Genomic DNA, 26,716 nt, shown 5'->3' with positions numbered 1-26,716 from the left:
ATATTAGGAAATTAGCAGCTCTACGAGCTGAAAATTTCTTGGACAAAATAAAAAAGGAACGATTTTCATTTTTATATGTGAAAATCGTCCTTTTTATTAGGTTCCAGAACAATTATGTCCCGGCCCCACATTGTAATAAATAAACCACCTATAATGAATGTCATGCAAAAAATCATGAGGAAAAATAAATAAGGGAAAACGAGACTGAGGATAGAAAAAATTAAAATGTCACCATATCCTATCGCATGAGGTGCAAGTAAAAATAAAATGTGCAGTAAGATTACGATAACAATTTGCGTTATAAACACTTTTGGCGCTATAGCAAATACGACTATAAGAAAAATAAATACGAAGTGTGTTGGGATAGTATGCGTATGACTATCATACAGTGCTGCAACGAGTAGAAATAAATATATAGATAGAAATAATGCTGAAGAGGGATAAATTACATGAAATACCAGTAAAACTATTGGCAATAAGGCTAATAATTCACCTATGACATGTAATTTAGAAAGCTTATGCCTACAGTATCGGCATTGACCTTTTAAAGCCAAAAAACTAACAATTGGAACTAAATCGTACCATTTTAAATCATGATGACACGTTTCACACTTTGAACGTTGTTTCAAATAGCCAAAGTTTAATCGCTTAACAAAACAAAGTTGATATAAAAAACTTTCAATCACTGAAGTCATCAGGATAGCTACAAAAATGTGCAGAGGCTCCACCTACTTTCTGAATTATCAACGTTATTATACTTACTGTAAAGGGTATTTTCAAATAGAATACTTAATTTATTTTATTTTAAAATTTTGCGCATAAACCTCCTATACAATTGTCTTTTTTTCATGCTGAAAACATGAAAACTCCTTCTGAAATGACTTTGAATAGATATCATCTCAAAAGGAGTTTTAAATTGAATATTTAATTTTGATAGTTATGCTTCAAAATTCACTTTGGCTTTCACTTCACTAATGAAGTATAAGCTTCCAGTAATAACTAATGCATCACCTTCATAATTCTCTATAAAGTCAACATAGTCATCAATTAAAACTGGATCAAAATTTTCTGCTTCATTTGCGATTTCTTCTTTTGGCTTCGCACGATAGAAATCAAAGTCTGTAATGTAAACACGATCTGCAATCTGGCTTAAATCTTCTAACATATGATGAATCGGTTTGCCACTCACAGCTGAGAATAAAATATCTACTTTATCTTTATGGTAATAGTTTTGGATTGTATCTACTAATGCATCGATACTTTCATTATTATGAGCACCATCAATAATCATAAGTGGTTTTTCTTTTACTTCTTCAATACGTCCTGTCCAACTGACTTCTTCCATGGCTTTAATCATTTTATTGAAGTCTAATTGAATCTGACCCGCTTCAAACATCACAATTAATGCTGTAATCGCAAGTGCCGCATTCTCTTTTTGATGCTCACCTAACATATGCAATGCAATATTTTCTAATTCATAATCTTTAAAGCGATACGTAAACTCATCTTCTTCTGAAACTACAGAAATATCCTTATCTAACTCATAAGCAGGCGCTTGTTGTTTTTCTGCATATTCGCTTAAGTATTTTAAAGCTTCATCTTCTTTAACAGCATAAACAAATGGCGTATTCGCTTTAATGATATCACCTTTATCTTTAGCAATATCTAAATAAGTTGAACCTAATAAATCTGTATGATCTAAACCGATACTCGTCAGAATCGTCAAGATAGGTGCAAATACATTTGTTGAATCATTTTTAATACCAAGTCCTGCTTCAACAATTACAAAGTCTACAGGTCGTATCGCACCGAAGTATAAGAACATCATCGTTGTGATAATTTCAAACTCAGTTGCAGTTCCATATTCAGTTTCCGCTTCCATCTCTTCACTTACTGGCTTCACACGCGCAACCAGCTCAACGATAACATCATCACTGACAGGCGTCCCGTTCAAGCTGATTCTCTCATTGAACGTTTCAATATAAGGTGAAGTAAATGTACCGACATCATAACCATTTTCGACAAGTGCAGCGCGCAAGTATGCGACTGTAGAACCTTTGCCGTTTGTGCCGCCGACATGGATGCCCTTAATATTTTGCTCTGGGTGGCCTAAACGTTCAAGCATCCATTCCATGCGTTTTGTGCCTGGTTTGATACCAAACTTATTTCTTTCGTGTATCCAATATAAGCTGTCTAGGTAATTCATTATCAGGACTCCTATGCTCTTAATTGTTCAATTCTAGCTTTGACGCTATCATATTTTTCTTGATAGTCTTCTTTTTTCGCACGTTCTTCATTAATAATTTTTTCAGGTGCTTTGTTTACGAAGTTCTCGTTTGATAATTTTTTATCAACACGATCAAGTTCGCTTTGCCATTTATCTAATTCTTTTTCAAGACGTGCAATTTCTTTATCCATATCGATTAAACCTTCTAATGGTAAAATCACTTCACCAGCGCCGACTACAGAAGTCATTGCTTTGTCAGGTGTTTCGATATCTGTTGAAATGATTAATTCGCTTGGGTGGCCGAAGCGGTCAATATAATGTTTGTTATCTTCAAGCATTTGTGTAATTTCCGCATTTTTAGTTTTGATATAAATCGGAATCGCTTTAGAAAGTGGTGTATTCACTTCTGAACGTGCTTGACGGACAGCTTTAATAATTTCTACAACATATTGCATTGCTTGTTTACTGTCTTCATACATAAATTCAGTTTGAACTTTTGGCCATGCACTTGTCACAATTGTTTCACCTTCATGTGGTAAGTTTTGCCAAATTTCTTCTGTTACAAATGGCATGTAAGGATGCAACATGCGCATAGTACGGTCAAGCACATAAGATAATACTGAACGAGTGACTTGTTTTTGTGCTTCGTCTTCACCGTTCATTGGAATTTTACTCATTTCAATATACCAATCACAGAATTCATCCCAGATAAAGTTATATAAAGCACGGCCGACTTCACCAAACTCATATTTATCACTTAAGTCAGTCACAGTTTTAACTGTTTCGTTTAAGCGCGTTAAAATCCATTTATCAGCAAGTGATAAATTTTGTGATAGATCAATATCTTCAAATTTGAAGTCTTCACCGATATTCATCAAGCTGAAACGTGCAGCGTTCCAAATTTTGTTGATGAAGTTCCAAACTGATTCTACTTTTTCAGTTGAGTAACGTAAATCGTGACCTGGTGATGAACCTGTAGCTAAGAAGTATCTTAAGCTGTCTGCACCATATTGGTCGATAACATCCATAGGATCGACACCGTTACCTAATGATTTACTCATTTTACGACCATCTTCCGCACGTACTAAACCATGTAATAACACGTCGTTGAATGGACGTTGATCTGTGAATTCTAATCCTTGGAAAATCATACGTGCAACCCAGAAGAATATAATATCATAGCCTGTCACCAATGCATTTGTTGGATAGTAGCGTTCAAAATCTTCTGCTTCCGTATCTGGCCAGCCAAGTGTTGAGAATGGCCATAATGCACTAGAGAACCATGTATCTAATACATCTTCATCTTGCGTCCAGTTTTCAATATCTTCTGGTGCTTCTTCTCCTACATAAATTTCGCCTGTTTCATTATGATACCAAGCTGGAATTTGATGACCCCACCATAATTGACGTGAAATTGTCCAGTCACGAATATTTTCCATCCATTGATTGAAAGTATGTTCAAAACGTTCAGGTACAAAATTCACGCGGTTATCTGTTTTTTGATTATCAAGTGCACGTTTCGCAAGAGGTTCCATATTGACGAACCATTGCGTAGAAAGATATGGCTCTACAATCGCACCGCTTCTTTCAGAATGACCGACCGCATGTGTATGATCTTCAATTTTAATGACTAAGTCTTCAGCTTTTAAGTCTTCTACTAATTGTTCACGGCATTCGAAGCGGTCCATACCTTCGTATTTACCAGCTTTATCATTCATTTTACCTGATTCATCCATAACAATAATAGATTCAAGATTATGTCTTTTACCTAATTCAAAGTCATTTGGATCATGGGCAGGTGTAACTTTCATTGCACCACTACCAAATTCAACATCAACATATTCATCAGCTAAAATTGGCAATTCACGACCGACAATCGGCAAAATAACTTTTCTGCCAATAACATCTTTATAACGTTCATCATTAGGATTAACAACAATCGCTGTATCCCCTAACATTGTTTCTGGACGTGTTGTAGCAATTTCAATATAGCCTTCGCCGTCCGCGTAAGGATATTTAAAGTGATAGAATTTACCTTGTGTATCTTCATGAATCACTTCAATATCTGAAATCGCAGTTTTCGCAACAGGATCCCAGTTGATAATACGTTCGCCGCGATAAATTAAACCTTTGTTATACATGTCGACAAAGACTTTTTTAACCGCTTTGCTTAAACCTTCATCTAAAGTGAAACGTTCTCTATCATAATCAAGACCAAGACCTAATTTCGCCCATTGCTGACGAATAAATGAAGCGTATTCTTCTTTCCAGCTCCATACTTCCTCTAAGAATTTTTCACGACCTAAGTCATGTCTTGAAATGCCTTGTTCTTGTAATTTCGCTTCAACTTTTGCTTGAGTTGCGATACCTGCATGGTCCATACCAGGCAGATACAATGTATCGTAACCTTGCATACGTTTCATACGCGTTAAAATATCTTGTAAAGTTGTATCCCAAGCATGACCTAAATGTAATTTACCAGTTACATTCGGAGGTGGGATAACAATCGTATACGTTTCTTTTGTAGTATCTCCGCTAGGTTTGAAATAACCTTTCTCTACCCATTCTTGATAGCGTCCAGCTTCAACCTCATTCGGATTGTATTTTGGTTTCATTTCCATAGGACAATTCCTCCTTAAAATAAAAAACACCCGTTCCTATACATAGGACGGATGTTCCGTGGTACCACCTAAATTCAACATAGTTCATCTATATTGCACTTCATAATGATTAACGCTCAATACACGCTTTAACCTACTTTGTTGTTCAGCTAAAGATCCAAGCGGGCTACCTTCAACAGCATCAATTATGTATTTTCACCAACCATACATTCTCTTTGAAATTAATAAACTGTCTACTCTTCCCGAAATCATATTCTCTACTAATTTATAGTATAATAGAACTCTAAAATAAGTCAATGCGAAGGAATGAAATTTTATGAATGAATGTGCATTCAACACAACTGACCCACTCTATATAGAATATCATAATGAAGAATGGGGTCATCCGCTTTATGATAGTCGAAAATTATTTGAATTAATGGCTTTAGAATCACAACATGCAGGTTTATCTTGGTTAACCATCTTAAAGAAACGACCTGCTTATCGCGAAGCATTTCATCAATTTGATCCTTATAGAATTGCACAAATGACAGAAAAAGATATTGATGAACTCATGGAATTTCCTAATATCGTTCACTATAGAAAGAAATTAGAAGCAATTGTCAGCCAAGCCAAAGGCTATATACAAATCGAAAAGGAACATGGCAGTTTTAGCGATTTCCTTTGGTCATATGTCGATTATCAACCGATTGATTTGCAATATCGTTCAACTAAAGACCGCATAACAGTCGATGAACGTGCCAAACAAATGTCTAAAGACTTAAAAGAGTATGGCTTTAAATTTATGGGACCTGTTACTATGTTTTCATTTTTAGAAGCAGCAGGTCTTTATGATGCGCATCTAATTGATTGCCCTTTTAAACCTTCAAAACAATAGGAGCACAACAGTGCCCCTATTTTATTTTAATATTTAAAATTGTCGTAAAATTCTCTCTATTTTATGCTAGAATATCAATTATATTATATTTTTAGGGGGTATTTTATGGAGTGGTTGAAATTAATAGGTATCTTAGTCATTATTGTTGGATTCCTATTTAAGTTTGATACAATTGCGGTTATTTTAGCTGCTGCGATTGTAACCGGGCTAGTATCCGGTATGGATTTCTATGAAATATTAGATGTCCTCGGCAAAGCCTTTGTCGATAACCGTCTTGTTTCTCTTTTCTTATTAACATTGCCGATGGTCGGGCTGATTGAACGCTTCGGCTTAAAGAAACAAGCAACGGTATTAATCGGTAAAGTTAAATCAGTGACCAGTGGACGTTTATTATCTTTATACTTATTGATTAGAGAAATTGCAGGACTCGCTTCAATTCGTATTGGAGGACATCCTCAATTTGTGCGTCCATTAATTAATCCGATGGTCCAAGGTGCATTAAAAACAAAGTACAATTTAAAACCAGAACAAATTGATGAAAAAGATGTAGAGAAAATAAAAGCAGAAGCTTCAGCTATGGAGAACTACGGTAACTTCTTTGGGCAGAATTTATTCGTAGGTGCTGCAGGCGTGCTATTAATGGTTGGTACTTTTAACTCACTTGATATTAAAGTCAATGCGGTAAGTTTGGCATTAGCTTCCGTCCCAATTGCTATCATCACTATTATTATCGTGGTAGTTAAAAACATCTTATTAGACCGTTATTTAGAACGTAAATACAGAAACAAGGAGGACCAAGCATGAGTCAACACACATTAGATACTATCCTTGAATTCTTTTATATTTTAATCGGTATTCAATTACTTTATACAGCGTACCGTGTACTTCGAGACCCAAACAAAGGGAAACGTATAGGCACTGCTCTATTTTGGATTTTGCTCGCAATTACGTTTATTTTCGGACCCTATATTCCAAACGTAGTCAATGGCGCACTTATTTTATTGATGGGTCTATTAACACTAACACGTCAAGTCACAATCAAAAATATTGTGGACGTCACTGAGAAACAAGGTGAGCAAGGCGCTGAACGTTTCGGCAATAAACTCTTTTGGCCAGCTGTTGTTTTAGCTGTTGTTGCGGTTATAGTTTCGAACTGGACACCGTTAGGCGGTGCGATTGGCTTAGGTGTTGCTTCAGTTGTCGGTTTAATTGCTGCATATTTCATTATCAAGCCTAAAGCAAAATACATTTTATATGACAGTGATAGATTGACACAACAAGTTGGGACAGTCGGCATCTTACCACAATTCTTAGCTGCTCTAGGTGTGTTATTTACAGTCAGCGGTGTGGGAAAAGTCATCTCTAACGGGATTTCAAGTTTCTTACCTGAAGGTAATCATTTAATTGGTGCGACTGCCTATATTTTAGGTATGGTCATTTTCACAATGTTGATGGGTAATGCATTTGCAGCCTTCACTGTTATTACCGCAAGTATTGGTATTCCGTTTGTTATTGCACAAGGTGCTGATCCTGCAATCGCGGGTGCACTAGCGATGACTGGTGGTTTCTGTGGTACTTTATTAACACCGATGGCCGCAAACTTCAACACGTTGCCAGTCGCTTTATTAGAAATGAAAAACGAATTTAGCGTCATTAAAGCACAAATTCCAGTTGCCTTTTTATTAATCTTAGTACACATCGGATTAATGTATTTTTGGGCATTTTAATATATAGATAAAGGAGAAGATAACATGAATATACTTGTAACAGCTTTTGATCCATTTGGTAAAGAAAAAACAAATCCAGCTTTAGAAGCGGTGAAGTTATTACCAGAAACAATTGGTGAACATACGATTACTAAATTAGAAATCCCTACTGTATTCAATGAATCTGTCGAAGTCATCAAACAACAACTTAAAATTGAAACATATGATGCGGTGCTTGCTATTGGACAAGCTGGCGGCAGATTTGATTTAACACCTGAGCGTGTCGGTATTAATGTAGATGATGCGAGAATTGCTGACAATAAAGGCAATCAACCGATTGATGAAGTCATTCAAGAAGACGGTGCACCTGCTTACTTTTCAAATATGCCAGTTAAACGACTGACACAAGCGATTAAAGATGCAGGTGTTCCTGCTTCACTATCAAATACTGCAGGAACTTTTGTTTGTAACCATGTGTTATATCAATTGGGATATTTACATGCGACTACTTTCCCATATATTCAATTCGGTTTTATCCACGTACCGTTCATTCCTGAACAAGTGACAAATAAACCAAATACTCCTTCAATGGCACTAGATACTATTGTTAAAGGATTAGAAGCAGCAATCTCAGAATTATCAGCAGATAACAGCGATGAAAATATCGCTTTAGGAGAAACACATTAATTTAATTGTATGAATACAAAATAACCGCCTCATCGGCGGTTATTTTCATGTGTTACTTATTCAATTTACGCTCAGTATAACTTAAGAAGTATTTTATGATTGGCGCAATTATGAACAGGATAAAGAAAATTCTAAAGATATGGAAACTAGAGATGATAGCTACATCCGCATGTGTTTCCATTGCGACCAAGACAATTTGACTCATGCCGCCTGGTGCTGCGCCTAAGAATAAATCGTTCAATCGCATATGATTAAAGAGTGAAATTAAATAAACCATTACACCTGCTAATAAAATGAGCATCACATTTTGAAATGCGATAGCAACTGCAACACGTCCTTTTAAATCATTCATTAATTTAGAAATTTGAATACCAATTCGAATCATATATGCAATTTGTGCTGCTGCAATTAAATAGTTATCTAGTGAAAATGTTTCATTCGTAAACATATTCCAAGCAATCAATACCACTATCGGTGCAAGTAATTGTTTCGTTGGAAAATTAATTTTCGCCATCACAAAGTAAACAATCGCAATGCCAACTACCAACAAAGCAATTTGTCCGAGATTCAATACGCGAGTCAACGGTTCAAGTTCCACTACCTTACTACTAGAGGCATCTCCGCTTCCACTCGACATAAAATAAGACATCATCGGTACTAAAATCACCACGAAAATGACACGTGACGTCTGTGTTAAACTCACCACTAAAATATTTGCACGTTTATCTTCTTCAGCCATAATCAACATCTGACTCAACGCACCAGGTATAACACTTAGCAAAGCTGTTTCATTATTCACTTTCGCGATTTTTTTAAAGAAGTACGCAATCAGTATTGCCATCCCCAACAGCAATACTGTTACTAAAACAATTGATAACCAGTTTTGCGTAATATCATTTAATACCGTACGTGTAAATGTGGATCCGATTTGCACCCCAAGTAAAATCAAACCCAACTGACTGAGCCAAAACGGCCATTCTACTTCCAACTTAAAAACACGGATACAAATGATACTTGCGATGATAGGTCCAAACATATAAGGCAGCATGATATTCATTGCAGATAGAATCAAACTGATAACGATTGCCAGTAACAATACAATAAGATTATTACGCAATTTTTTATTCATTGATTACCACTACCCTTATCCCACTACTTTTCATTCATTACCATCATAACACGCTTTATTCTAAAGTTATAAGAATTGATTTCTAACCGATATTATAATCGTTTTCAAAATTATTATATATAAAAACAGAGTGAGACATCCTTATATACGATGTCTCACTCTGTCATATAGCAAATGATTATTTGTTTGTCACACGTTCAAATGCTTTATCGAACGCTTCAATTGTTTTCTCAATATCTTCTTTTGTATGAGCAGTAGATAAGAATGTTCCTTCGAATTGTGAAGGTGGTAAGAATACACCTTCTTTCGCCATTTCACGATACATTTCTGAGAATAACTTCAAGTCACTTTGATTAGCTTGAGCAAAGTTTGTCACTGGCCCTTCGTTTAAGAAGTAACCAATCATTGAACCTGCACGATTAACTGTTAATGGTACATTATGTTTTTTCGCAACTTTTTTCAAACCTTCTTCTAATAAGTCACCTAGTTCATTGAAGTATTCATAACTTTCAGGTGTAAGTTGACTTAATGTTTCATAACCACTCGTCATAGCTAGCGGGTTACCTGATAATGTACCTGCTTGATAAATTGAACCGACTGGTGCAATTTTATCCATGATTTCAGCTTTACCGCCGAATGCACCGACTGGTAAGCCCCCACCGATAACTTTACCTAGACAAGTTAAGTCAGGCATAACATCAAAGTAACCTTGTGCACAGTTATAACCTACTCTGAAGCCTGTCATCACTTCATCAAAGATTAATAATGAACCATATTCATTCGTGACATCTCTTAAACCTTGTAAGAAACCTTCAATTGGTGGTACAACACCCATGTTGCCAGCTACCGGTTCTACAATCACACCCGCAATATCATCGCCATACATTTCAAACGCTTGTTTAATCGCATCTAAATCATTGTATGGTACTGTAATTGTACTTTTAGCTGTACCTTCAGGCACACCTGGAGAATCTGGTAAACCTAAAGTAGCAACACCTGAACCTGCTTTAATTAAAAGTGAGTCACTATGGCCATGGTAGCAACCTTCAAATTTTACTATTTTATCACGGCCTGTATAACCTCTAGCCAAACGAATTGTATCTTGAGTTGCTTCTGTACCTGAAGAAACCATTCTGACTTTCTCAATTGATGGTACACGGTCAATCACAAGTTCAGCCAATTTGATTTCTTCTAATGTAGAAGCACCGAAGCTTGTACCTTTATCAACTGCTTTATGCAAGCTCTCAATGACTTGTTTGTTTTCATGACCTAAAATTAAAGGTCCCCAACTTAGCACGTAATCAATATATTCATTGCCATCGATATCATAGATTTTTGAACCTTTACCATGATCCATAAAGATGGCCGGCATATCTACAGATTTGAATGCACGTACCGGACTGTTCACACCACCGGGCATTAATTGTTCTGCTTTTTTAAATGCTTCAATAGACTTTTCGTAACTCATTTATTTGTCCTCCTTATCTAAATAACGACAAACATCTTTTGCGAAATACGTAATAATCATGTCTGCACCTGCACGTTTCATTGAAACCATTTGTTCCATAACGTTACGTTCTTCATCAATCCATCCTTGTAATGCTGCTGCTTTAATCATGCTGTATTCACCGCTGACATTATATGCGATAACTGGAACATTCGTTCTTTCTTTTACATCTCTGATGATGTCTAAGTAACTAAGTGCAGGTTTAACAATCATCATATCTGCACCTTCTTTTAAGTCACTTTCAAGTTCAAGCAGTGCTTCACGACGGTTAGCAGGATCCATTTGATATGTTCTGCGATCACCGAATGATGGTGTAGATTCAGCAGCATCACGGAAAGGACCATAGAAACTTGATGCATATTTAATACCGTAGCTCATAATCGGAATATTGTAATAGCCTGCTTCATCTAATCCTTTACGAATTTCAGTCACAAAACCATCCATCATATTACTTGGTGCGATGATATCTGCACCCGCTTCTACTTGAGAAATTGCTGTTTTCACAAGTAAAGGTAACGTTTTATCATTATCCACATCATGCGTATGGTCATCAATTAGACCGCAGTGGCCATGATCTGTATATTCACAGAGACAAGTGTCTGCTAAGACTAACATGTCTGGATAAAGTTTTTTAGATTTTCTTGTTGCTTGTTGAATGATACCTTCATGTGCGTATGCACCTGTACCCACTGAATCTTTTTCATTTGGGACACCAAAGAACATCACTGCTCTGATACCTAAATCATAAGCTTCTTGTAATTCTTCCTCTAGGTGATTCAAGCTGATTTGATATATTCCAGGCATTGATGGAATTTCTTTTTTAACATCGTCTCTTTCTACGACAAAGATAGGATAAATCAAATCTTCTTTACGTACGTGATTTTCTCTTACAAGACTGCGCATTGATTCATTAATACGTAATCTTCTGTGTCTGTCAAAACTCATTTAAGATTCCTACTTTCTTTTATTGTATTGATTAAACCATCAATTGTTTGCTTTTGTGCTATAACAGCGTCATAACCATTTTTGCGAACTGTTTCATAAGTTGGTTGACCTATAGCATAACATTCAAATATTGGTTGAATTCGGTATCGTTTCAACGCATTAAAAAAGTTTTCTGCGGAAGATGAACTTGCGAATGCAATTCCATCCGCTGAACGATTTTTCAACAATTCAATTGCTTCATGAATATTTTGTTGATGCTCAACAGGTTCATATAAATCGATTTTAACCACATCTGCCCCACGTTCTTTTAATTCCTCTTCTAACAAAGGACGTGCTGCTTTACTGCTTGGTATAAAAATAGAGGCGCCATTTTCAAAAGAAAATTTGTCTAGAAATCCTTCTTGTGAAAAATCATCAGGACAAAAATCTACTTCTATCCCATGCTGTTCGCAAAAACGTTGTGTTTTTTTACCGATGACTGCCACTTTTTGATAACTTAGTTGTGAAAGATACGGTAAAAAATATCTCACTGCATTTTTAGAGGATAAAACTAGCCACGTATAGGAACGCTTTAATACTGATTCATCAAAAGATAACGGTTCTAATTTGATGAACGGCAAATGTATCCACGTTTGATCCTCTGTGTGCATTGCACTGGATTGCGTCATTATGACTGATGCACTCATAGCAATTCATCTCCAACTTATAGATTAGGCTTCATCATTGAGTGCTTCAATGATTTCATATGCACCTTGTTCTTTCAAGACATCACTTGCTTCTTTACCAAGTTCAACAGGATTTTGTCCGTTAACTGTATGCTCAAAGCGTTGCTTGCCATCTGGTGACATAATTAAACCTGTAAATGTCAGTTGGCCATCATTATCAACTGTTGCATAACCTCCAATAGGTACTTGGCAGCTGCCGTTCATCTCTTTAAGGAAAGTACGTTCAGCTGTGACACATTCTGCTACACTTTGATTATGCACTTTTTTCAATAAGTCCAAGAGTTCTGTATCATCACTACGACATTCTATGCCTAGCGCACCTTGACCGATTGCCGGAATTAATAAGTCTGGTTGTAAATATTCAGTTACAATATCATCAGACCAACCCATTCTGCGTAAACCAGCTGCTGCTAAAATAATTGCATCATAATCTTCAGTTTCTAATTTATTAAGACGTGTATCGATGTTTCCTCTAATCCATTTGATTTCAAGATTAGGATATTTAGCTAAAATTTGAGCGCCGCGTCTTAAAGAACTTGTACCGACGATGCTGCCATCTGGCAAGTCTGCTAGTTTCACATGATTTTTAGAGATAAATGCATCGAATGGAATTTCTCTATCAGGAACACACCCGAGTGTTAAACCTTCTGGTAATTCACTTGGTACATCTTTTAGTGAGTGGATTGCTAAATCAATTTCACGGTCAAATAAGGCTTGTTGTATTTCTTTCACAAACAAACCTTTGCCACCTACTTTAGAAAGTTGTCTATCTACAATCTGATCGCCTTTAGTGACGATTTCTTTAATTTCAATATCTAAATCTGGTTGTACTTCTTTTAATTTTTCAATAAACTGACGACTTTGAGTCAACGCCAATTTACTTCTTCTTGAACCAACGACAAGCTTACGCATGCCAACGTCCTCCTCTGCATAAAGTTATACTTTATCCGAAGAAATTCGGAAAATGAGAAATAAACAATAAGTTGAACATACTGAAAAGATAAATCAGCATGTTAAATAAAACATGATTTAACGGACTCACCCATTTTCTTGTTCGTAAGAGAATATAGATGCCATAACAAATCATAACAATTATTGAAGATACGACTTTAGGATCTAACAAAATATTGAAACCTATTGTCTGAAAACCCCATTGTGCGCCTAATATAACTCCGATAATTAAAATTACTAATCCAATGACTGTTGAATAAAACGTCATTTTTTCTAAGCTGTACACACTACCTATTCTAAAATATTTTTGATCGAAATGCTTGTGTTTAAGGTTACGATACTGCAATACATATAACACACCATTCACAAAAGCGAGTGAAAATAACGCATAACTGATAATGGCGAGTGAAACATGTATAATCAACAATTCATGATTCACATTAAACGCTGCATCTCGAATATACGTTTCATTTGGTCTGAAGGTATGTATCGACATCACTACAAACCCAATGGCATTAAACAAAAATATAGAAAAGTCTAAGTGCTTTACGACACTGATGACTATCGAAATTGATAATATCATCCAGTTTAAAAAATAAAACACATCAAAGACCGAACCCAGTGGAACTGATCTGGCCATGTTGATATATAAAGACAAAGAGATTGTTTGTAGTAACCAAACAATCCCTAGTGTGTAGAACCCTAAGGTTCTAATTTTATGATTCTTTTTAAAAAAATCATAAAAATAGCAAGAAATACTGAGTAAATAAATCAGCAAGGTTACTTCATGGAAACGCACGAAAAATATATCTTGCATATCATCACCATACTATGGCTGTTTAATCAAAACCTAAGATTTGTCTTGCTGAAAGTCGGCGTTCTTTTTTAGCAACACTCTTTTCATATTCGCTTTCAGCTTCAATATCAAAGATATTTTGGAACAGCTCTAATTTTTCACTGCTATTTTTATCATTACTCAATTCTTTAGCTTGTTTAATCGGGTCTTTCAACATTTGATTAATGATACTTTTCGTATGCTTAGAAATCACTTTACGTTCACGTTCACTTAAATCAGGTAATTTACGATCAATGCTGTCCATAGTTTCTTGTTGGATATGCATTGCTTTCTCACGTAAAGCTCTAATCACTGGAACGACACCTAACATGTTAACCCAATCATTATGCGTTGCGATTTCATTTGGAATTTGTTCAGCGATTTGAGCTGCTGCTGCTTCTCTTTCGCGTAAATTCGCATCAACAAGTCCTTTAAGGTCATCGATATCGTAGCTGAAAATGTTCATATCAGATTCAATAGCTGGATCAATATCTCTAGGTACCGCAATATCAATTAAGACCATTGGCTCTTGTTTACGTTGATGTCTTACAGATTCCATCATATCTCGAGTAATAATATAATCAGATGCACTTGTTGAACTAATCACAATATCTGCATTGACTAATAAAGATTCTAACTCTTCCATTGAGGCATAAGAAGCTTGATGCTTCTCAGCTAATTGGCATGCACGCTCAGCTGTTCTATTCACAACCGTAACATGTTCAATACCTGAACCCATCAAGTTCAGTAGTGAAAGTTCACTCATTTCTCCAGCGCCGATAATCACAGCATGTTGTGATTTAAGATGGCCGAATACTTTTTTAGCTAATTCTACGGCTGCATATGAAACACTGACAGCATTATCAGCAATATCAGTTTCATGATGTGCACGTTTCGCAAATGTGATTGCTTGTTTAAATAAATGATTGAAAATCGTACCTGTTGTACCTACTTCTTGTGCTGTAAAGAATGCATCTCTCATTTGGCCAAGAATTTGTGTTTCCCCTAACACAATAGAATCTAAGCCTGAAGTTACATTAAATAAATGTTCTACAGCTTCATCCCCCACCAATGCTTCAGACATTGATTTAATTTCATCAACTTCTAAACCGAATTTACGTGCTAAGAAGCGTTGGATATAATAGCGTCCAGTGTGAATCTGGTCTGCTACTGCATACACTTCAGTTCGGTTGCACGTTGATAAAATCACGTTTTCTAATATTGATTTTGTTTCAAATAAATCAATATGCGATTCATGTATGGCATCAGCTTTGAAAGCAACTTTCTCTCTCAATGCTACATCAGCGGTACGATGGTTGATGCTTATCGCAATTATATGCATTTTTAACGCCCTCCATACTATTGACAATACACTAATTATAACACACATATTTAAACCTTAAAGTCATCAAACCTTTTTAATTAGAAATATTCTAATCTAGAAAAAGCGTAGTCATAATTTTGTCATATTTCACTTTGATTGCACTATTCATTCATATTTATGACATATTTGCCGAAAGCCGTGATGTAAAGTCGTTACCAAGATTCATCTAAGGCACAAAAATCAAAATTCACATTTTTAGATAAGACTCATTATAAATAACTTTGAATCGCATTCCATATCACTTGTTGATTCTTATTATTAATCGATGAATAACTGATAATTGTATCTTCACTTTCCATTTCTAGTTTTTCTCTAATTACTTTTAGATGTTTTTGGATTTTGCCTTTTGCGATTTTATCTTGTTTTGTCGCAATGATTAATACTGGCAGATCATAATATTTTAAGAAGTCATACATCAACACGTCATCTTGCGTCGGTGCATGTCTAATATCAATCAATTGAATTACCAATTTTAATTGTTCGCGTTCAGTGATATATTTTTCAATCATTTTACCAAACTGTTCTCTTTGTTTTTTACTTACTTTCGCATAGCCATAACCTGGTACATCCACGAAAACAAGTTGTTCATCAATATCATAAAAATTCAGTGTTTGTGTTTTACCTGGTTGTTGTGATGTTCTCGCCATATTTTTACGTCCAATCATACTATTGATGAATGTAGATTTACCTACATTCGAACGACCACTTAAGGCTACTTCATCTAGACCAGTTTCAGGATATTGTTCTGGTTTGACCGCACTGATTAACAGTTCTATATTATTTGGGTTGATATTCATATTCGACCTCTTTTCTACTACTTTTAGATTGATTCGCGTTTCATTATATCAAATTTTAATTTTAAAAGTGAATCCATTACTTAAAATGTACATAAAAATAGCACTCTCCTACCCTCATTAGAGTAAAAGAGTGCTCGATTTATCTTAATTACGCAGAAGTTTTTTCTAAATTCACTTTGTTTCCTTCTGCATCATACAATTCTGGTGTAGATTCATTATTGATTGTATCAGCAGTGATAACCACTTTTGCTACATCGTCTGTAGATGGGATATCATACATGATTTCAATTAATGATTCTTCAATGATTGAACGTAAGCCACGTGCACCAGTTTTACGTTCGATAGCTTTTTCGGCAATCGCTGATAAAGCTTCATCAGTAAATTCTAGTTCAACATGATCGAGTTCAAGCATTTTTTTGTATTGTTTAACTAACGCATTCTTAGGTTGCGTTAAGATATTTTTCAACGCTGAAATATCTAACGTTTCTAAGTTTGCAACAATTGGAATACGTCCGATAAATTCTGGGATTAATCCATAAGATTGTAAATCTTCTGGACGGATGTGTTCTAATAGTGCACTTTCATCAACTTTCGCTGCATCATTGCTTGCGAAGCCGATTACTTTTTCACCTAAACGACGTTTAATCACATCGTCGATACCATCAAAGGCACCACCAAGGATGAATAAGATATTCGTTGTATCGATTTGGATAAATTCTTGGTTCGGATGCTTACGTCCGCCTTGAGGTGGAACGCTTGCAGTTGTACCTTCTAGAATTTTAAGCAATGCTTGTTGTACACCTTCACCTGATACATCACGTGTAATTGAAGTATTTTCTGATTTACGTGCAATCTTATCAATTTCATCCACGTAAATAATACCTTTTTCTGCTTTATCAATATCAAAGTCAGCTGCTTGGATTAAACGTAATAAGATATTTTCTACGTCTTCACCTACATAACCTGCTTCAGTTAAACTTGTTGCATCTGCAATCGCAAATGGAACGTTTAAAGTTTTAGCTAAAGTTTGTGCAAGTAATGTTTTACCGCTACCTGTAGGTCCGATTAAAGCGACGTTACTTTTTTGAAGTTCTACATCGTCATCATTAGGTCCTAATTGTTGGATACGTTTATAGTGGTTGTATACAGCAACAGATAATGATTTCTTAGCTTTCTCTTGACCAATTACATAGTTATTTAATTGATCCATAATCTCTTTCGGGGTCGGTAAATCTGTAAATTCTTCTGTAGCAGTTTGTGCAAGTTCTTCCTCTACAATTTCAGAACATAATTCGATACATTCATTACAAATGTATACGCCACTGCCAGCTACAAGTTTTTTAACTTGGTCTTGGTCTTTGCCACAGAAAGAACATTTCAATTTCTCTTCATCTTCATTGAACTTAAACATTTATTATTTACACCTCTATTCCATAAAGACTATACTAAAACACTTTATAGTATGCAATAAATGTGTTTATAGACTTTATCGTTACTTTTAAAACCTGTATATATCCGACATTTTTTCAGGTTTTAGTTCATTTACAATTAATATTATTATATCTATGGTGATTTCATTACTTTATCAACTTGTATATTGAATATATCATTTTGTAAAGGTTATGCAACAAAATTGCTTACAAACAATATAGCATAAGCATCTCTAAAACGAAATGATTTCGACCATAAATCACTGTAGAGGATGAAATCACACATTATAATTCATATGATGCACATGCATCTTAGTATGAATCAGTTACTATGCAACTTCACCCTCTACCTATTCATTTATTCAATTGGAAATGAATGAATTATTTTTCTTCTTTTTCTTCTTCTTTGTTATCTTCTTTACCTTCAACAAATTTAGCATTGTCTACCAATAAATCGATAACTTTTTTAACACGTACATCACCTTTAATTAAGTCAGTGTTGCCTAATGTTTTCTTGATATCTTCTGCAGAGATACCGAATTGTGTACTCATTGCTTCTAACTCTTTATCTACATCTTCTTCAGATGCTTCTACGTCTTCAGCATTCGCAATTGCAGTTAATGTTAAGTTAGTTTTAACACGTGCTTCTGCATCGTCTTTCATTTGTTCTCTTAATTGAGATTCATCTTGACCAGAGATTTGGAAGTAAGTTTCTAAGTTTAAACCAGATTGTTGAATACGTTGTTCGAATTCTTGCATCATGCGGTTTAACTCAGTGTTAATCATTGCTTCTGGGATGTCTACTTCAGCATTTTCAACTGCTTTGTTGATTGCTTCTTCTTTTTCAACATTTTCAGCATTGACTTTCTTTTCTTCTTCAAGACGTTTGCGAAGATTTTCTTTATATTCTTCAACGTTATCTGCATCTGAATCTAATTCATTTGCAATTTCATCGTCTAATTCTGGAACATTTTTGTATTTGATTTCATTGATTTTAACTTTGAATGTTGCTTCTTTACCAGCTAATTCTTCAGCGTGGTATTCTTCTGGGAATGTAACTTTAACGTCTTTTTCTTCACCAGTTTTTAAGCCAACTAATTGTTCTTCGAAACCAGGGATGAACATACCTGAACCGATTTCTAAATCGTAACCTTCAGCTTGTCCGCCTTCAAATTGTTCACCATCAACATAACCATCGAAGTCTAAGTTTACAGTATCGCCTTCTTCAACTGTACCGTCTTCTTTGATTACCATTTCAGCTAAGTGACCTAAGCTGTGATCAATTTGTTCTTGTAATTCTTCGTCTGTTAATTCAGCATTTTGTCTTTCAATTTCAAGACCTTTGTATTCACCAAGTTTTACTTCTGGTTCAACTGTAACAGTAGCGTTGAATTTCAAGTCTTTACCTTTTTCGATTTGTGTTACTTCGATTTCTGGTTGATCAACTGGTTTGATACCAGTTTCTTCGATAGCTTCACCATAAGCTTCTGGTAATAAGATATCTACTGCATCTTGGTAAAGTGCTTCTACACCAAAACGTTGTTCAAAAATTTGGCGAGGAACTTTCCCTTTACGGAAACCAGGAATATTTACTTGTTTAACTACTTTCTTGAATGCTTGATCGATTGCTTGATCTACTTTTTTAGCAGGAACTGTAACTTCTAAAACGCCTTGGTTACCTTCCTTTTTTTCCCATGTTGCTGTCATGTATAAAAACCTCCATGATAATCCTTTTTTAATTTTTCAACTTTTTCATTATAGCATACGTATAAATTGGTTACAAACCTCGTGATTAGAACGACTACGCAATGTTATAACAAACTGTTTTTTATATTTCTATCAAGGTCAATAATATCATATTACCCCAATTATTGAGTGATATTCTGTTCAATCGCATGAATCCACTTTAAGACAGGCTCACTCATATCTTTTTCTGCTGATTCCGAAAGATTCAACATACTTTCTATATAATTAAAGAATGTGTCTATCCAATCTTCTACAGGTGCTTCCTCTTCGATTTCCAGTGGATAAATACCAATAGCGAAGCCTTGTAACATCTGTGAAATTTCACTACGCATCTGACTGCCGAATTGGTCTTCAAAACGCTGCATCACTGCTGGAATCACTTTTTGTGTGAAAGCCGCATTTTCGAGTCCCGGCAATGCTTTTGGCAACACTTCGAATGCTGCATTATTTTTAATGAAATGAATTTGATGTTGATACTGGGCTTTTTTCAAATATTCTAAGATAATCGTCTGCACATGTGAATGAAGTTGCTCTTGGTTTAATATTTCAGCGAAAGTTTCAGCAAAGCCATATTGACCTTCATGCATCATATCAAACAACAAATAAAGTTGTTGATCAATATTTAAAGATGTAAAGCGGCTCATTTTTGAAATATAGTGTTTCTTATTTTGATTCAGCTGCATTTGCGCATCTTCTTTTATAGGAAACAACTGCATACGTATATCATGATCTTTCACTTGATCAATAATTTGATTGAAAAGTTCTACACATTCATAATATTGACCTAAGCCATGCAAACTAGTCATGTAGTAAACCATTAAACGATTGTATGCATCGAAACCTTGTTTCAATAAGATAATCGCTTCTTCTCTCAACTCTAAATATTGTTCCATTCGTAAAAGCATTTCACACTTTAATAAAGCTAATTCAGTATCGAGCTCAAAATCTTTCTCATACTTCATAAAAGTGTCATACATCTCATCATATTGTTCATGCTTAAAAGATGTTTTAATATCATTAATCAATTTGGCTTGATTTTGTGGAAATGGGATTATATCAGTCATTGTTTACACCCGCTTCTAATTAAATGCTTTTAAGATTAATGCACTCCATGTTTCAAAGTCATCGTAATTATCAATTTTGCCTTGATTCATCCATTTGATTTTAAGTGTATCAGTTTCTTTTGCTTCAACACTATTAGAATCTACTCTAATTTTAAATACGACACCTAAATGAACTTCTCCGACTTCATTCGTGTCATCATTTATAAAACCGATGTATTCCATATTTTGTGTTTTACTGCTATTTAGTCCTACTTCTTCTTCTAATTCACGTTGTGCGTTAACACGTAGGACCTCATTAATGGATTGTGCATCCATCACATCATTCATATGACCGCCGACACCTATCGATGACTGTCCATGTAAACGACTTTCACCACCACCTGACAGACGTTCATATACTAATATTTCGCCTTTTTCGTTCTCTAATAAACAATATGAGATTAATTGTTTATATGTCGGATCTTCTTCCATATCGCCGCGACGTTTCACTTCATACTTTTCTAAGTTATCGAAAATCGCTTCCCCTGATGGATCATTTTTTGATAAGAAACCATTGAATGCATCTTTTTCTTGGTTAAAAACAATTTCTCTTGGTACTACAATTATTCTTTCATCAAATTTCGACATGTGTTTCTCCTTTACTTTGTGTTTATGTACTTGTCTGTATTCTATCAAAGTTTTAAAATCCACGTAAAGTTGTATTAAAAAACTCAATCATCAGTATGCTTATCTACCAATGATTGAGTATTGTAAGTGCATTATTTTAAAGCTGCTTTAGCTTTTTCAACTAATTCACCGAAAGCTTTGTCGTCTGAAATCGCAATTTCAGAAAGCATTTTACGGTTGATGTCGATGTCAGCTTGTTTTAAGCCGTTCATTAATTTTGAGTAGCTTAAGCCGTGGTTACGAGCTGCCGCATTAATACGAGTAATCCATAATTTACGGAAATTACGTTTTCTTTGACGGCGGTCACGGAATGCGTATTGACCTGATTTCATTACTTGTTGTTTAGCTACTTTATATAAAGTATGTTTAGAGCCGAAGTAACCTTTAGCTAATTTGATTACTTTTTTACGACGCGCTCTTGTTACTGTTCCACCTTTAACACGTGGCATATTGAATTCCTCCTTGGTTATATCTATAACTCTGATTATTTTTAATTGGTTTCAGGCGCTTTCTTTATTTCAAAGCTAAAGCTGACCTGTGCGTTTATCTCATTAATAACTTATTTTTTGTAAGCTAATAATTGTGCTACACGTTTCATATCACTTTTAGAAACTAAAGCTGATTTACGTAATTGACGTTTTTGTTTAGTGCTTTTGTTTGCGAATAAGTGAGAAGTATAAGCTCTTGAACGTTTTAATTTACCAGAAGCAGTTCTTTTAACACGTTTAGCTGCTCCGCGGTGTGTTTTCATTTTAGGCATAATGAAATTCCTCCTGTAATATCTTTAAAAATTATTTTTCTGCTAGTGGTGCTAGCATAATAAACATTTGACGGCCTTCCATTTTAGGCTTTTGTTCAACTGAAGCGATGTCTTTGCATTCTCCTGCAAATTTCTCTAATACACGTTGACCAATTTCCTTATGTGTAATGGCACGTCCTCTGAAACGAATTGAAACTTTACATTTATCGCCTTTAGTTAAGAATTTGCGTCCTTGTTTCAACTTAGTTTGGAAGTCATGTTCCTCAATAGTTGGACTTAAACGAATTTCTTTAACGTTGATAACTTTTTGTTTTTTCTTCATTTCTTTTTCTTTTTTCTGTTGCTCGAACTTGTATTTACCGTAATCCATAATACGAGCAACAGGTGGTTTAGCGTTAGGCGCTACTACGACTAAATCTAAACCAACACGATCCGCCATTTCTAGTGCTTCACGTTTTTGTTTAACACCGATTTGTTCACCGTCTTGACCAATGACACGAATTTCTCTTGCGCGAATTCTATCGTTAACTTGCGTTTGATCTTTTGCTATGGTTAACACCTCCGTTATATTTACGAAATATCCCAAGTAAAAAAAGAGCGGACACAGAAGTGCCCGCTCTTTTCCATAAAGTCAACGTTATCATTGTAACGTTGTTTTGGACCTGCCAACAGCCTTAAGCGTCGCTACAGGTGAGAAGCGGGAAGCTTCTACTTGGTTCGTTTCGTATTCAACGTATACAATCATATCAACATTACAAGACAAAGTCAATTAAAATTTCAAACTTTATTTAAATTGGCTCATATCCACATCTTGACTTAAGTCAACTTGTTTCAATGGTATTTTTTTAGTTTTATATCTGATTTTGTGATACAAGAAGAATGCTAAGAAAACTGGAATACCCATATAAGTGATGATAAAGCGGTTCGGATCAAAATCACCTGTTTTAATGAAGTCAACATCTTGGCCGATAATAACGATTACACATAAGATACCTGCGAAAATCGGGCCGAATGGGAACCATTTAGCTTTATACTTCAATTCATGTTTATCATAATTTTGGACTTTAAATGCACGTCTGAATCGATAGTGACTAATTGCAATACCGACCCATGCGATAAAGCCTGTCATACCACTTGCTGCAACGATATATTCATATGCGTCACCGCTTAAGTGTTGTAATAAGAAGATGAATACTGTTACCACACCAGTAGCAATCAATGCTAAGAATGGTACACCATGCTTAGTTGTTTTACCAAAAGCTGATGCTGCCAGTTTATCTTTACTCATAGAGTACAACATACGTGTTGATGCGTACATACCTGAGTTACCTGCTGATAATACTGAAGTTAAGATAACTGCGTTCATAAATGACGCCGCAAATGCTAAACCAGCATTTTTAAACACTAATGTAAATGGTGATGTTGCAATATTATCTTCTCCACCCATCAATGCCGGATGAGTATAAGGAATAATCATACCAATTACAAAGATAGCTAAAATATAGAATAATAAAATTCTCCAGAATACTTGTTTAATTGCTTTTGGTACTGCACGTTCAGGGTTTTCTGATTCCCCTGCTGTAATTCCGATTAACTCTGTCCCTTGGAATGAGAAACCAGCAATTAAGAATACACCTAAGATTGATAATAAGCTTCCGCCTAAATTACCACCTAGGATTGGACCATCACCAGAAGTGAATGTTTCAAAACCAATGAATTTTCCACCCATAATTCCGACAATAGTAAGTAAGCCGATACCAATAAAGACAATAACTGTTACTACTTTAATTAATGCAAACCAATATTCACTTTCACCATATACTCTTACTGATAAAGAGTTTAAAGAGAAGATGATGATAAGGAAGAGTACACTCCATGCCCATGCAGGAATGCCTTTCATTGGATCCCAGTACTGGATAACTTGTGCTGCGATGGTTACGTCCGCTGCTACAGTGATGACCCAGTTAAACCAATAGTTCCATCCTAAAGCAAAGCCTAATGATGGGTCTACAAATCGTGTTGCGTACGTACTGAATGAACCAGATACTGGTAAGTACGTTGCCATTTCTCCTAATGATGTCATCAAGAAGAACACCATAATACCGATAACCGCGTATGCGATTAATGCTCCAAGTGGTCCAGCGTCATGAATTGCACCGCCTGATGTAACGAATAATCCTGTTCCGATACATCCCCCGATAGCAATCATGGAGATATGACGGTCTTTCAGACCTCTTTGGATGCCTGCATCCTGATTAGATTGATTGTTCATAATCGATTCCTTTCTTTAGTATAGAGGCTTGCATGAATACAAAAAATGATGGCCGCTTGATATGCGACCATCATTTGAAATTTATCATATACGGTAGCACATCACATTATGTGACAGTTCAGTTCCTATTCGGAAACTGACCCAAAATACAATAGTTATGGCTATTGTAAATTTCGGCATCTTTGCCTTTAACTTATTCAACCTACGCTCCAATAAAGCTTCTGATAAGCAACTCATCAAAGATGCAACCTCTAACACTTTTTTAATATTTAATTAACTACATTGTAATATACCTTAATTCACGCCTGATTTCAAGGTCTTAATTCGAACGTTGTTTTTTTAAACGGATTTCATCCACTAAATTCCAAATGAATTCATCTTTTTCTACAGTTTCTTGATCTTTAGAACCATACTTACGCACGTTCACTTCGTTATTTTCAATTTCTTTGTCTCCGATTACAAGTTGATATGGGATTTTGTGCATTTGAGCTTCACGGATTTTATAACCCATTTTTTCATTACGATCATCAATTTCAACACGCACACCTTGTGATTTTAATTCATCTTGGATTTGACGTGCATAATCGTAATGTAAATCAACGTTAACAGGGATAATTTCAACTTGCATTGGTGCCAACCAAGTTGGGAAAGCCCCTTTTGTTTCTTCAGTTAAGAATGCGACGAAACGTTCCATAGTTGATACCACACCACGGTGAATAACTACTGGACGGTGTTCTTCTCCGTCTTTACCAATATATGCTAAGTCGAAGCGTTCTGGTAATAAGAAGTCAAGTTGAACTGTAGATAAAGTTTCTTCTTTACCCATAGCTGTTTTAACTTGAACGTCTAATTTAGGACCGTAGAATGCCGCTTCACCCACCGCTTCTTCATACGGTAAGTTCATTTCATCTACTGCTTCTTTCAACATCGCTTCTGCTTTATTCCACATTTCATCATCATCGAAGTACTTCTCAGTATCTTCTGGGTCACGGTAACTTAAACGGAAGCTGTAGTTTTCGAAACCGAAATCTTTATAAACTTCTTGAACCAATTCAACAACACGTTTGAACTCTTCTTTAATTTGGTCTGGACGTACGAAGATGTGCGCATCATTTAAAGTCATACCACGTACACGTTGTAATCCTGATACCGCACCACTTGCTTCGTAACGGTGCATTGTACCTAATTCAGCAATACGAATTGGTAATTCTCTATAAGAGTGTGGTTTATTTTTATAAATCATCATATGGTGTGGACAGTTCATTGGACGTAAAACCATTTCTTCAGTTTCATCCAATTTCATTGGTGGGAACATGTCATCTTGATAATGATCCCAGTGTCCAGAAGTTTTGTATAAGTCAACATTTGCTAAAACTGGTGTATAAACGTGGTCATAGCCTAAGCTGACTTCTTTATCAACGATGTAACGTTCGATTTCACGACGAATTGTCGCACCGTTTGGTAACCATAGTGGTAAACCAGCACCTACTAATTGACTGTTCATGAACAAGTCTAACTCTTTACCGATTTTACGGTGGTCACGCTCTTTACGCTCTTCAAGCATTTTCAAATGCGCTTTTAATTCTTTTTTATCGAAGAACGCTGTACCGTAAATACGTTGCAGCATTTTATTATTGCTGTCACCACGCCAGTAAGCACCCGCTGTAGATAACAGTTTGAACTCTTTAATTTTTGAAGTTGAAGGTACATGTACACCGCGGCACAAGTCAGTAAATTCACCTTGTGTATAAAGTGTCACGTTTTCATCTTCAGGAATTGCATCGATTAATTCTTGTTTATATGGATCATCTTTAAAGAATTCTTTTGCTTCCTCACGGCTGACTACTTTACGTTCAATTTTATGATTTTCATTCACAATTTGTTTCATTGTTTTTTCGATTTCAGGGAAATCGTCTGATGAAATTTTAGCATCTGTATCGAAATCGTAGTAGAAACCACCTTCAATAACAGGACCTACACCGAATTTCACGTCACCATACAAACGTTTTAATGCTTGTGCCATTAAATGTGCAGTTGAGTGACGTAATACTTCAAGTGCTTCTTCGCTACCCGGTGTAACGATTTCAATTGATCCATCTTCTTCAAGTGGACGAGTCAAATCAACCATTTGTCCGTTAAATTTACCTGCTACTGCTTTTTTTCTTAATCCCGGACTGATTGATTGTGCGATTTCTTCAGTAGTAATGCCTTTGTCAAATTCAGAACTGTTGCCATCTGGAAATGTAATACTAATTTTATCCATTCATAAACGCCTCCATTTATAATCTTCACGTAAAACAAAAAGAACCCCGCCCAATAAAGGGACGAGGCTCTCGTGATACCACCCTAGTTTAAGAAACAGAACATTCCCATGATACTGTTTCTTA

24 protein-coding genes, 1 riboswitch and 2 other annotated features are annotated in these 26,716 nt (G+C 35.5%); of the genes, 4 read left to right on the top strand and 20 right to left on the bottom strand.

All coding sequences use genetic code 11. The features are described 5' to 3' along the window. Positions 1-71: 71 nt before the first annotated feature. The 3 genes from BU038_RS12815 to BU038_RS03295 all read right to left on the bottom strand — a co-directional run bounded on the left by BU038_RS12815 (position 72) and on the right by BU038_RS03295 (position 4,848). Positions 72-695 carry a prepilin peptidase gene (locus BU038_RS12815; protein ID WP_107604800.1) on the bottom strand — a complete coding sequence of 208 codons (624 nt, stop codon included), beginning with the start codon at positions 693-695 and terminating at the stop codon, positions 72-74. Between the two features lie 242 nt (positions 696-937). Continuing rightward, positions 938-2,206 (bottom strand): bifunctional folylpolyglutamate synthase/dihydrofolate synthase, encoded by a 1,269-nt coding sequence (locus BU038_RS03300; protein ID WP_107604799.1) that lies wholly within the window; start codon positions 2,204-2,206, stop codon positions 938-940. An 11-nt stretch (positions 2,207-2,217) separates the two neighbouring features. Beyond that, positions 2,218-4,848: a valine--tRNA ligase gene (locus tag BU038_RS03295; protein ID WP_107604798.1), complete on the bottom strand. Its 2,631-nt coding sequence runs from the start codon at positions 4,846-4,848 to the stop codon at positions 2,218-2,220. Positions 4,849-4,888: 40 nt separating this feature from the next. Continuing rightward, positions 4,889-5,102 (bottom strand) — a binding site (T-box leader). A gap of 62 nt (positions 5,103-5,164) precedes the next feature. Between BU038_RS03295 and BU038_RS03290 the strand changes: the two genes are divergently transcribed. From BU038_RS03290 to pcp, 4 genes are all read left to right on the top strand, one after another. Next, positions 5,165-5,725: a DNA-3-methyladenine glycosylase I gene (locus tag BU038_RS03290; RefSeq protein ID WP_107604797.1), complete on the top strand. Its 561-nt coding sequence runs from the start codon at positions 5,165-5,167 to the stop codon at positions 5,723-5,725. A gap of 105 nt (positions 5,726-5,830) precedes the next feature. Beyond that, positions 5,831-6,529, top strand: coding sequence for a DUF969 domain-containing protein (locus BU038_RS03285; protein WP_107604796.1), 699 nt, complete (start codon positions 5,831-5,833; stop codon positions 6,527-6,529). Beyond that, positions 6,526-7,452, top strand: coding sequence for a DUF979 domain-containing protein (locus BU038_RS03280; protein ID WP_107604795.1), 927 nt, complete (start codon positions 6,526-6,528; stop codon positions 7,450-7,452). Before BU038_RS03285 ends, BU038_RS03280 begins: the two co-directional genes overlap by 4 nt. Before the next feature lie 24 nt (positions 7,453-7,476). After that, positions 7,477-8,118: a pyroglutamyl-peptidase I gene (gene pcp / locus BU038_RS03275; protein ID WP_107604794.1), complete on the top strand. Its 642-nt coding sequence runs from the start codon at positions 7,477-7,479 to the stop codon at positions 8,116-8,118. A gap of 52 nt (positions 8,119-8,170) precedes the next feature. Here the strand turns inward: pcp and BU038_RS03270 are convergent, their stop codons facing one another. The 17 genes from BU038_RS03270 to thrS all read right to left on the bottom strand — a co-directional run bounded on the left by BU038_RS03270 (position 8,171) and on the right by thrS (position 26,592). Continuing rightward, entirely contained in the window at positions 8,171-9,247 is a 1,077-nt protein-coding gene (locus BU038_RS03270) for an AbrB family transcriptional regulator (protein ID WP_107604793.1), read from the bottom strand. A 178-nt stretch (positions 9,248-9,425) separates the two neighbouring features. Beyond that, on the bottom strand, positions 9,426-10,715 hold the full coding sequence (gene hemL, locus BU038_RS03265; RefSeq protein WP_107604792.1) for a glutamate-1-semialdehyde 2,1-aminomutase: 1,290 nt from the start codon (positions 10,713-10,715) through the stop codon (positions 9,426-9,428). Continuing rightward, positions 10,716-11,699, bottom strand: coding sequence for a porphobilinogen synthase (gene hemB, locus BU038_RS03260; protein ID WP_107604791.1), 984 nt, complete (start codon positions 11,697-11,699; stop codon positions 10,716-10,718). Then, on the bottom strand, positions 11,696-12,385 hold the full coding sequence (locus BU038_RS03255) for a uroporphyrinogen-III synthase (protein WP_107604790.1): 690 nt from the start codon (positions 12,383-12,385) through the stop codon (positions 11,696-11,698). Before BU038_RS03255 ends, hemB begins: the two co-directional genes overlap by 4 nt. A 24-nt stretch (positions 12,386-12,409) precedes the next feature. Beyond that, positions 12,410-13,336 carry a hydroxymethylbilane synthase gene (gene hemC, locus BU038_RS03250; protein ID WP_107604789.1) on the bottom strand — a complete coding sequence of 309 codons (927 nt, stop codon included), beginning with the start codon at positions 13,334-13,336 and terminating at the stop codon, positions 12,410-12,412. Between the two features lie 31 nt (positions 13,337-13,367). Beyond that, the gene (locus BU038_RS03245; protein WP_107604788.1) at positions 13,368-14,192 is read right to left on the bottom strand and encodes a cytochrome C assembly family protein; all 825 of its coding nucleotides are present in this window, start codon (positions 14,190-14,192) and stop codon (positions 13,368-13,370) included. Positions 14,193-14,214: 22 nt separating this feature from the next. Continuing rightward, positions 14,215-15,552, bottom strand: coding sequence for a glutamyl-tRNA reductase (hemA, locus tag BU038_RS03240; protein WP_107604787.1), 1,338 nt, complete (start codon positions 15,550-15,552; stop codon positions 14,215-14,217). Between the two features lie 251 nt (positions 15,553-15,803). Continuing rightward, positions 15,804-16,391, bottom strand: coding sequence for a ribosome biogenesis GTP-binding protein YihA/YsxC (gene yihA, locus BU038_RS03235; RefSeq protein ID WP_107604786.1), 588 nt, complete (start codon positions 16,389-16,391; stop codon positions 15,804-15,806). A gap of 148 nt (positions 16,392-16,539) precedes the next feature. Next, positions 16,540-17,802 carry an ATP-dependent Clp protease ATP-binding subunit ClpX gene (clpX, locus tag BU038_RS03230; RefSeq protein ID WP_107604785.1) on the bottom strand — a complete coding sequence of 421 codons (1,263 nt, stop codon included), beginning with the start codon at positions 17,800-17,802 and terminating at the stop codon, positions 16,540-16,542. A 400-nt stretch (positions 17,803-18,202) separates the two neighbouring features. Continuing rightward, a complete protein-coding gene (tig, locus tag BU038_RS03225) occupies positions 18,203-19,528 on the bottom strand; it encodes a trigger factor (RefSeq protein ID WP_107604784.1) in 1,326 nt (441 codons plus the stop codon). A 161-nt stretch (positions 19,529-19,689) separates the two neighbouring features. Then, positions 19,690-20,631: a hypothetical protein gene (locus BU038_RS03220; RefSeq protein WP_107604783.1), complete on the bottom strand. Its 942-nt coding sequence runs from the start codon at positions 20,629-20,631 to the stop codon at positions 19,690-19,692. A gap of 15 nt (positions 20,632-20,646) precedes the next feature. Then, positions 20,647-21,258, bottom strand: coding sequence for an NUDIX domain-containing protein (locus BU038_RS03215; protein ID WP_107604782.1), 612 nt, complete (start codon positions 21,256-21,258; stop codon positions 20,647-20,649). A 131-nt stretch (positions 21,259-21,389) separates the two neighbouring features. Then, positions 21,390-21,746 carry a 50S ribosomal protein L20 gene (gene rplT / locus BU038_RS03210; protein ID WP_107604781.1) on the bottom strand — a complete coding sequence of 119 codons (357 nt, stop codon included), beginning with the start codon at positions 21,744-21,746 and terminating at the stop codon, positions 21,390-21,392. Between the two features lie 110 nt (positions 21,747-21,856). Next, complete coding sequence (gene rpmI / locus BU038_RS03205) at positions 21,857-22,057, bottom strand: 50S ribosomal protein L35 (protein ID WP_002481156.1); 201 nt, start codon at positions 22,055-22,057, stop codon at positions 21,857-21,859. 31 nt (positions 22,058-22,088) lie between these two features. Then, a complete protein-coding gene (gene infC, locus BU038_RS03200) occupies positions 22,089-22,616 on the bottom strand; it encodes a translation initiation factor IF-3 (RefSeq protein WP_107604780.1) in 528 nt (175 codons plus the stop codon). 24 nt (positions 22,617-22,640) lie between these two features. Further along, positions 22,641-22,777 (bottom strand) — a sequence feature (ribosomal protein L20 leader region). A 64-nt stretch (positions 22,778-22,841) separates the two neighbouring features. After that, entirely contained in the window at positions 22,842-24,329 is a 1,488-nt protein-coding gene (locus BU038_RS03195; protein ID WP_107604779.1) for an amino acid permease, read from the bottom strand. A gap of 86 nt (positions 24,330-24,415) precedes the next feature. Beyond that, positions 24,416-24,591, bottom strand: a riboswitch (Lysine riboswitch). 57 nt (positions 24,592-24,648) lie between these two features. Continuing rightward, the gene (gene thrS, locus BU038_RS03190) at positions 24,649-26,592 is read right to left on the bottom strand and encodes a threonine--tRNA ligase (protein ID WP_107604778.1); all 1,944 of its coding nucleotides are present in this window, start codon (positions 26,590-26,592) and stop codon (positions 24,649-24,651) included. Positions 26,593-26,716 lie beyond the last annotated feature (124 nt).

Source organism: Staphylococcus simulans, from assembly GCF_003043455.1.
GTDB classification, from domain to species: domain Bacteria; phylum Bacillota; class Bacilli; order Staphylococcales; family Staphylococcaceae; genus Staphylococcus; species Staphylococcus simulans_A.
Note: the sequence above shows the minus strand (reverse complement) of the source record. Positions and strands in the feature narration are given on the sequence as shown.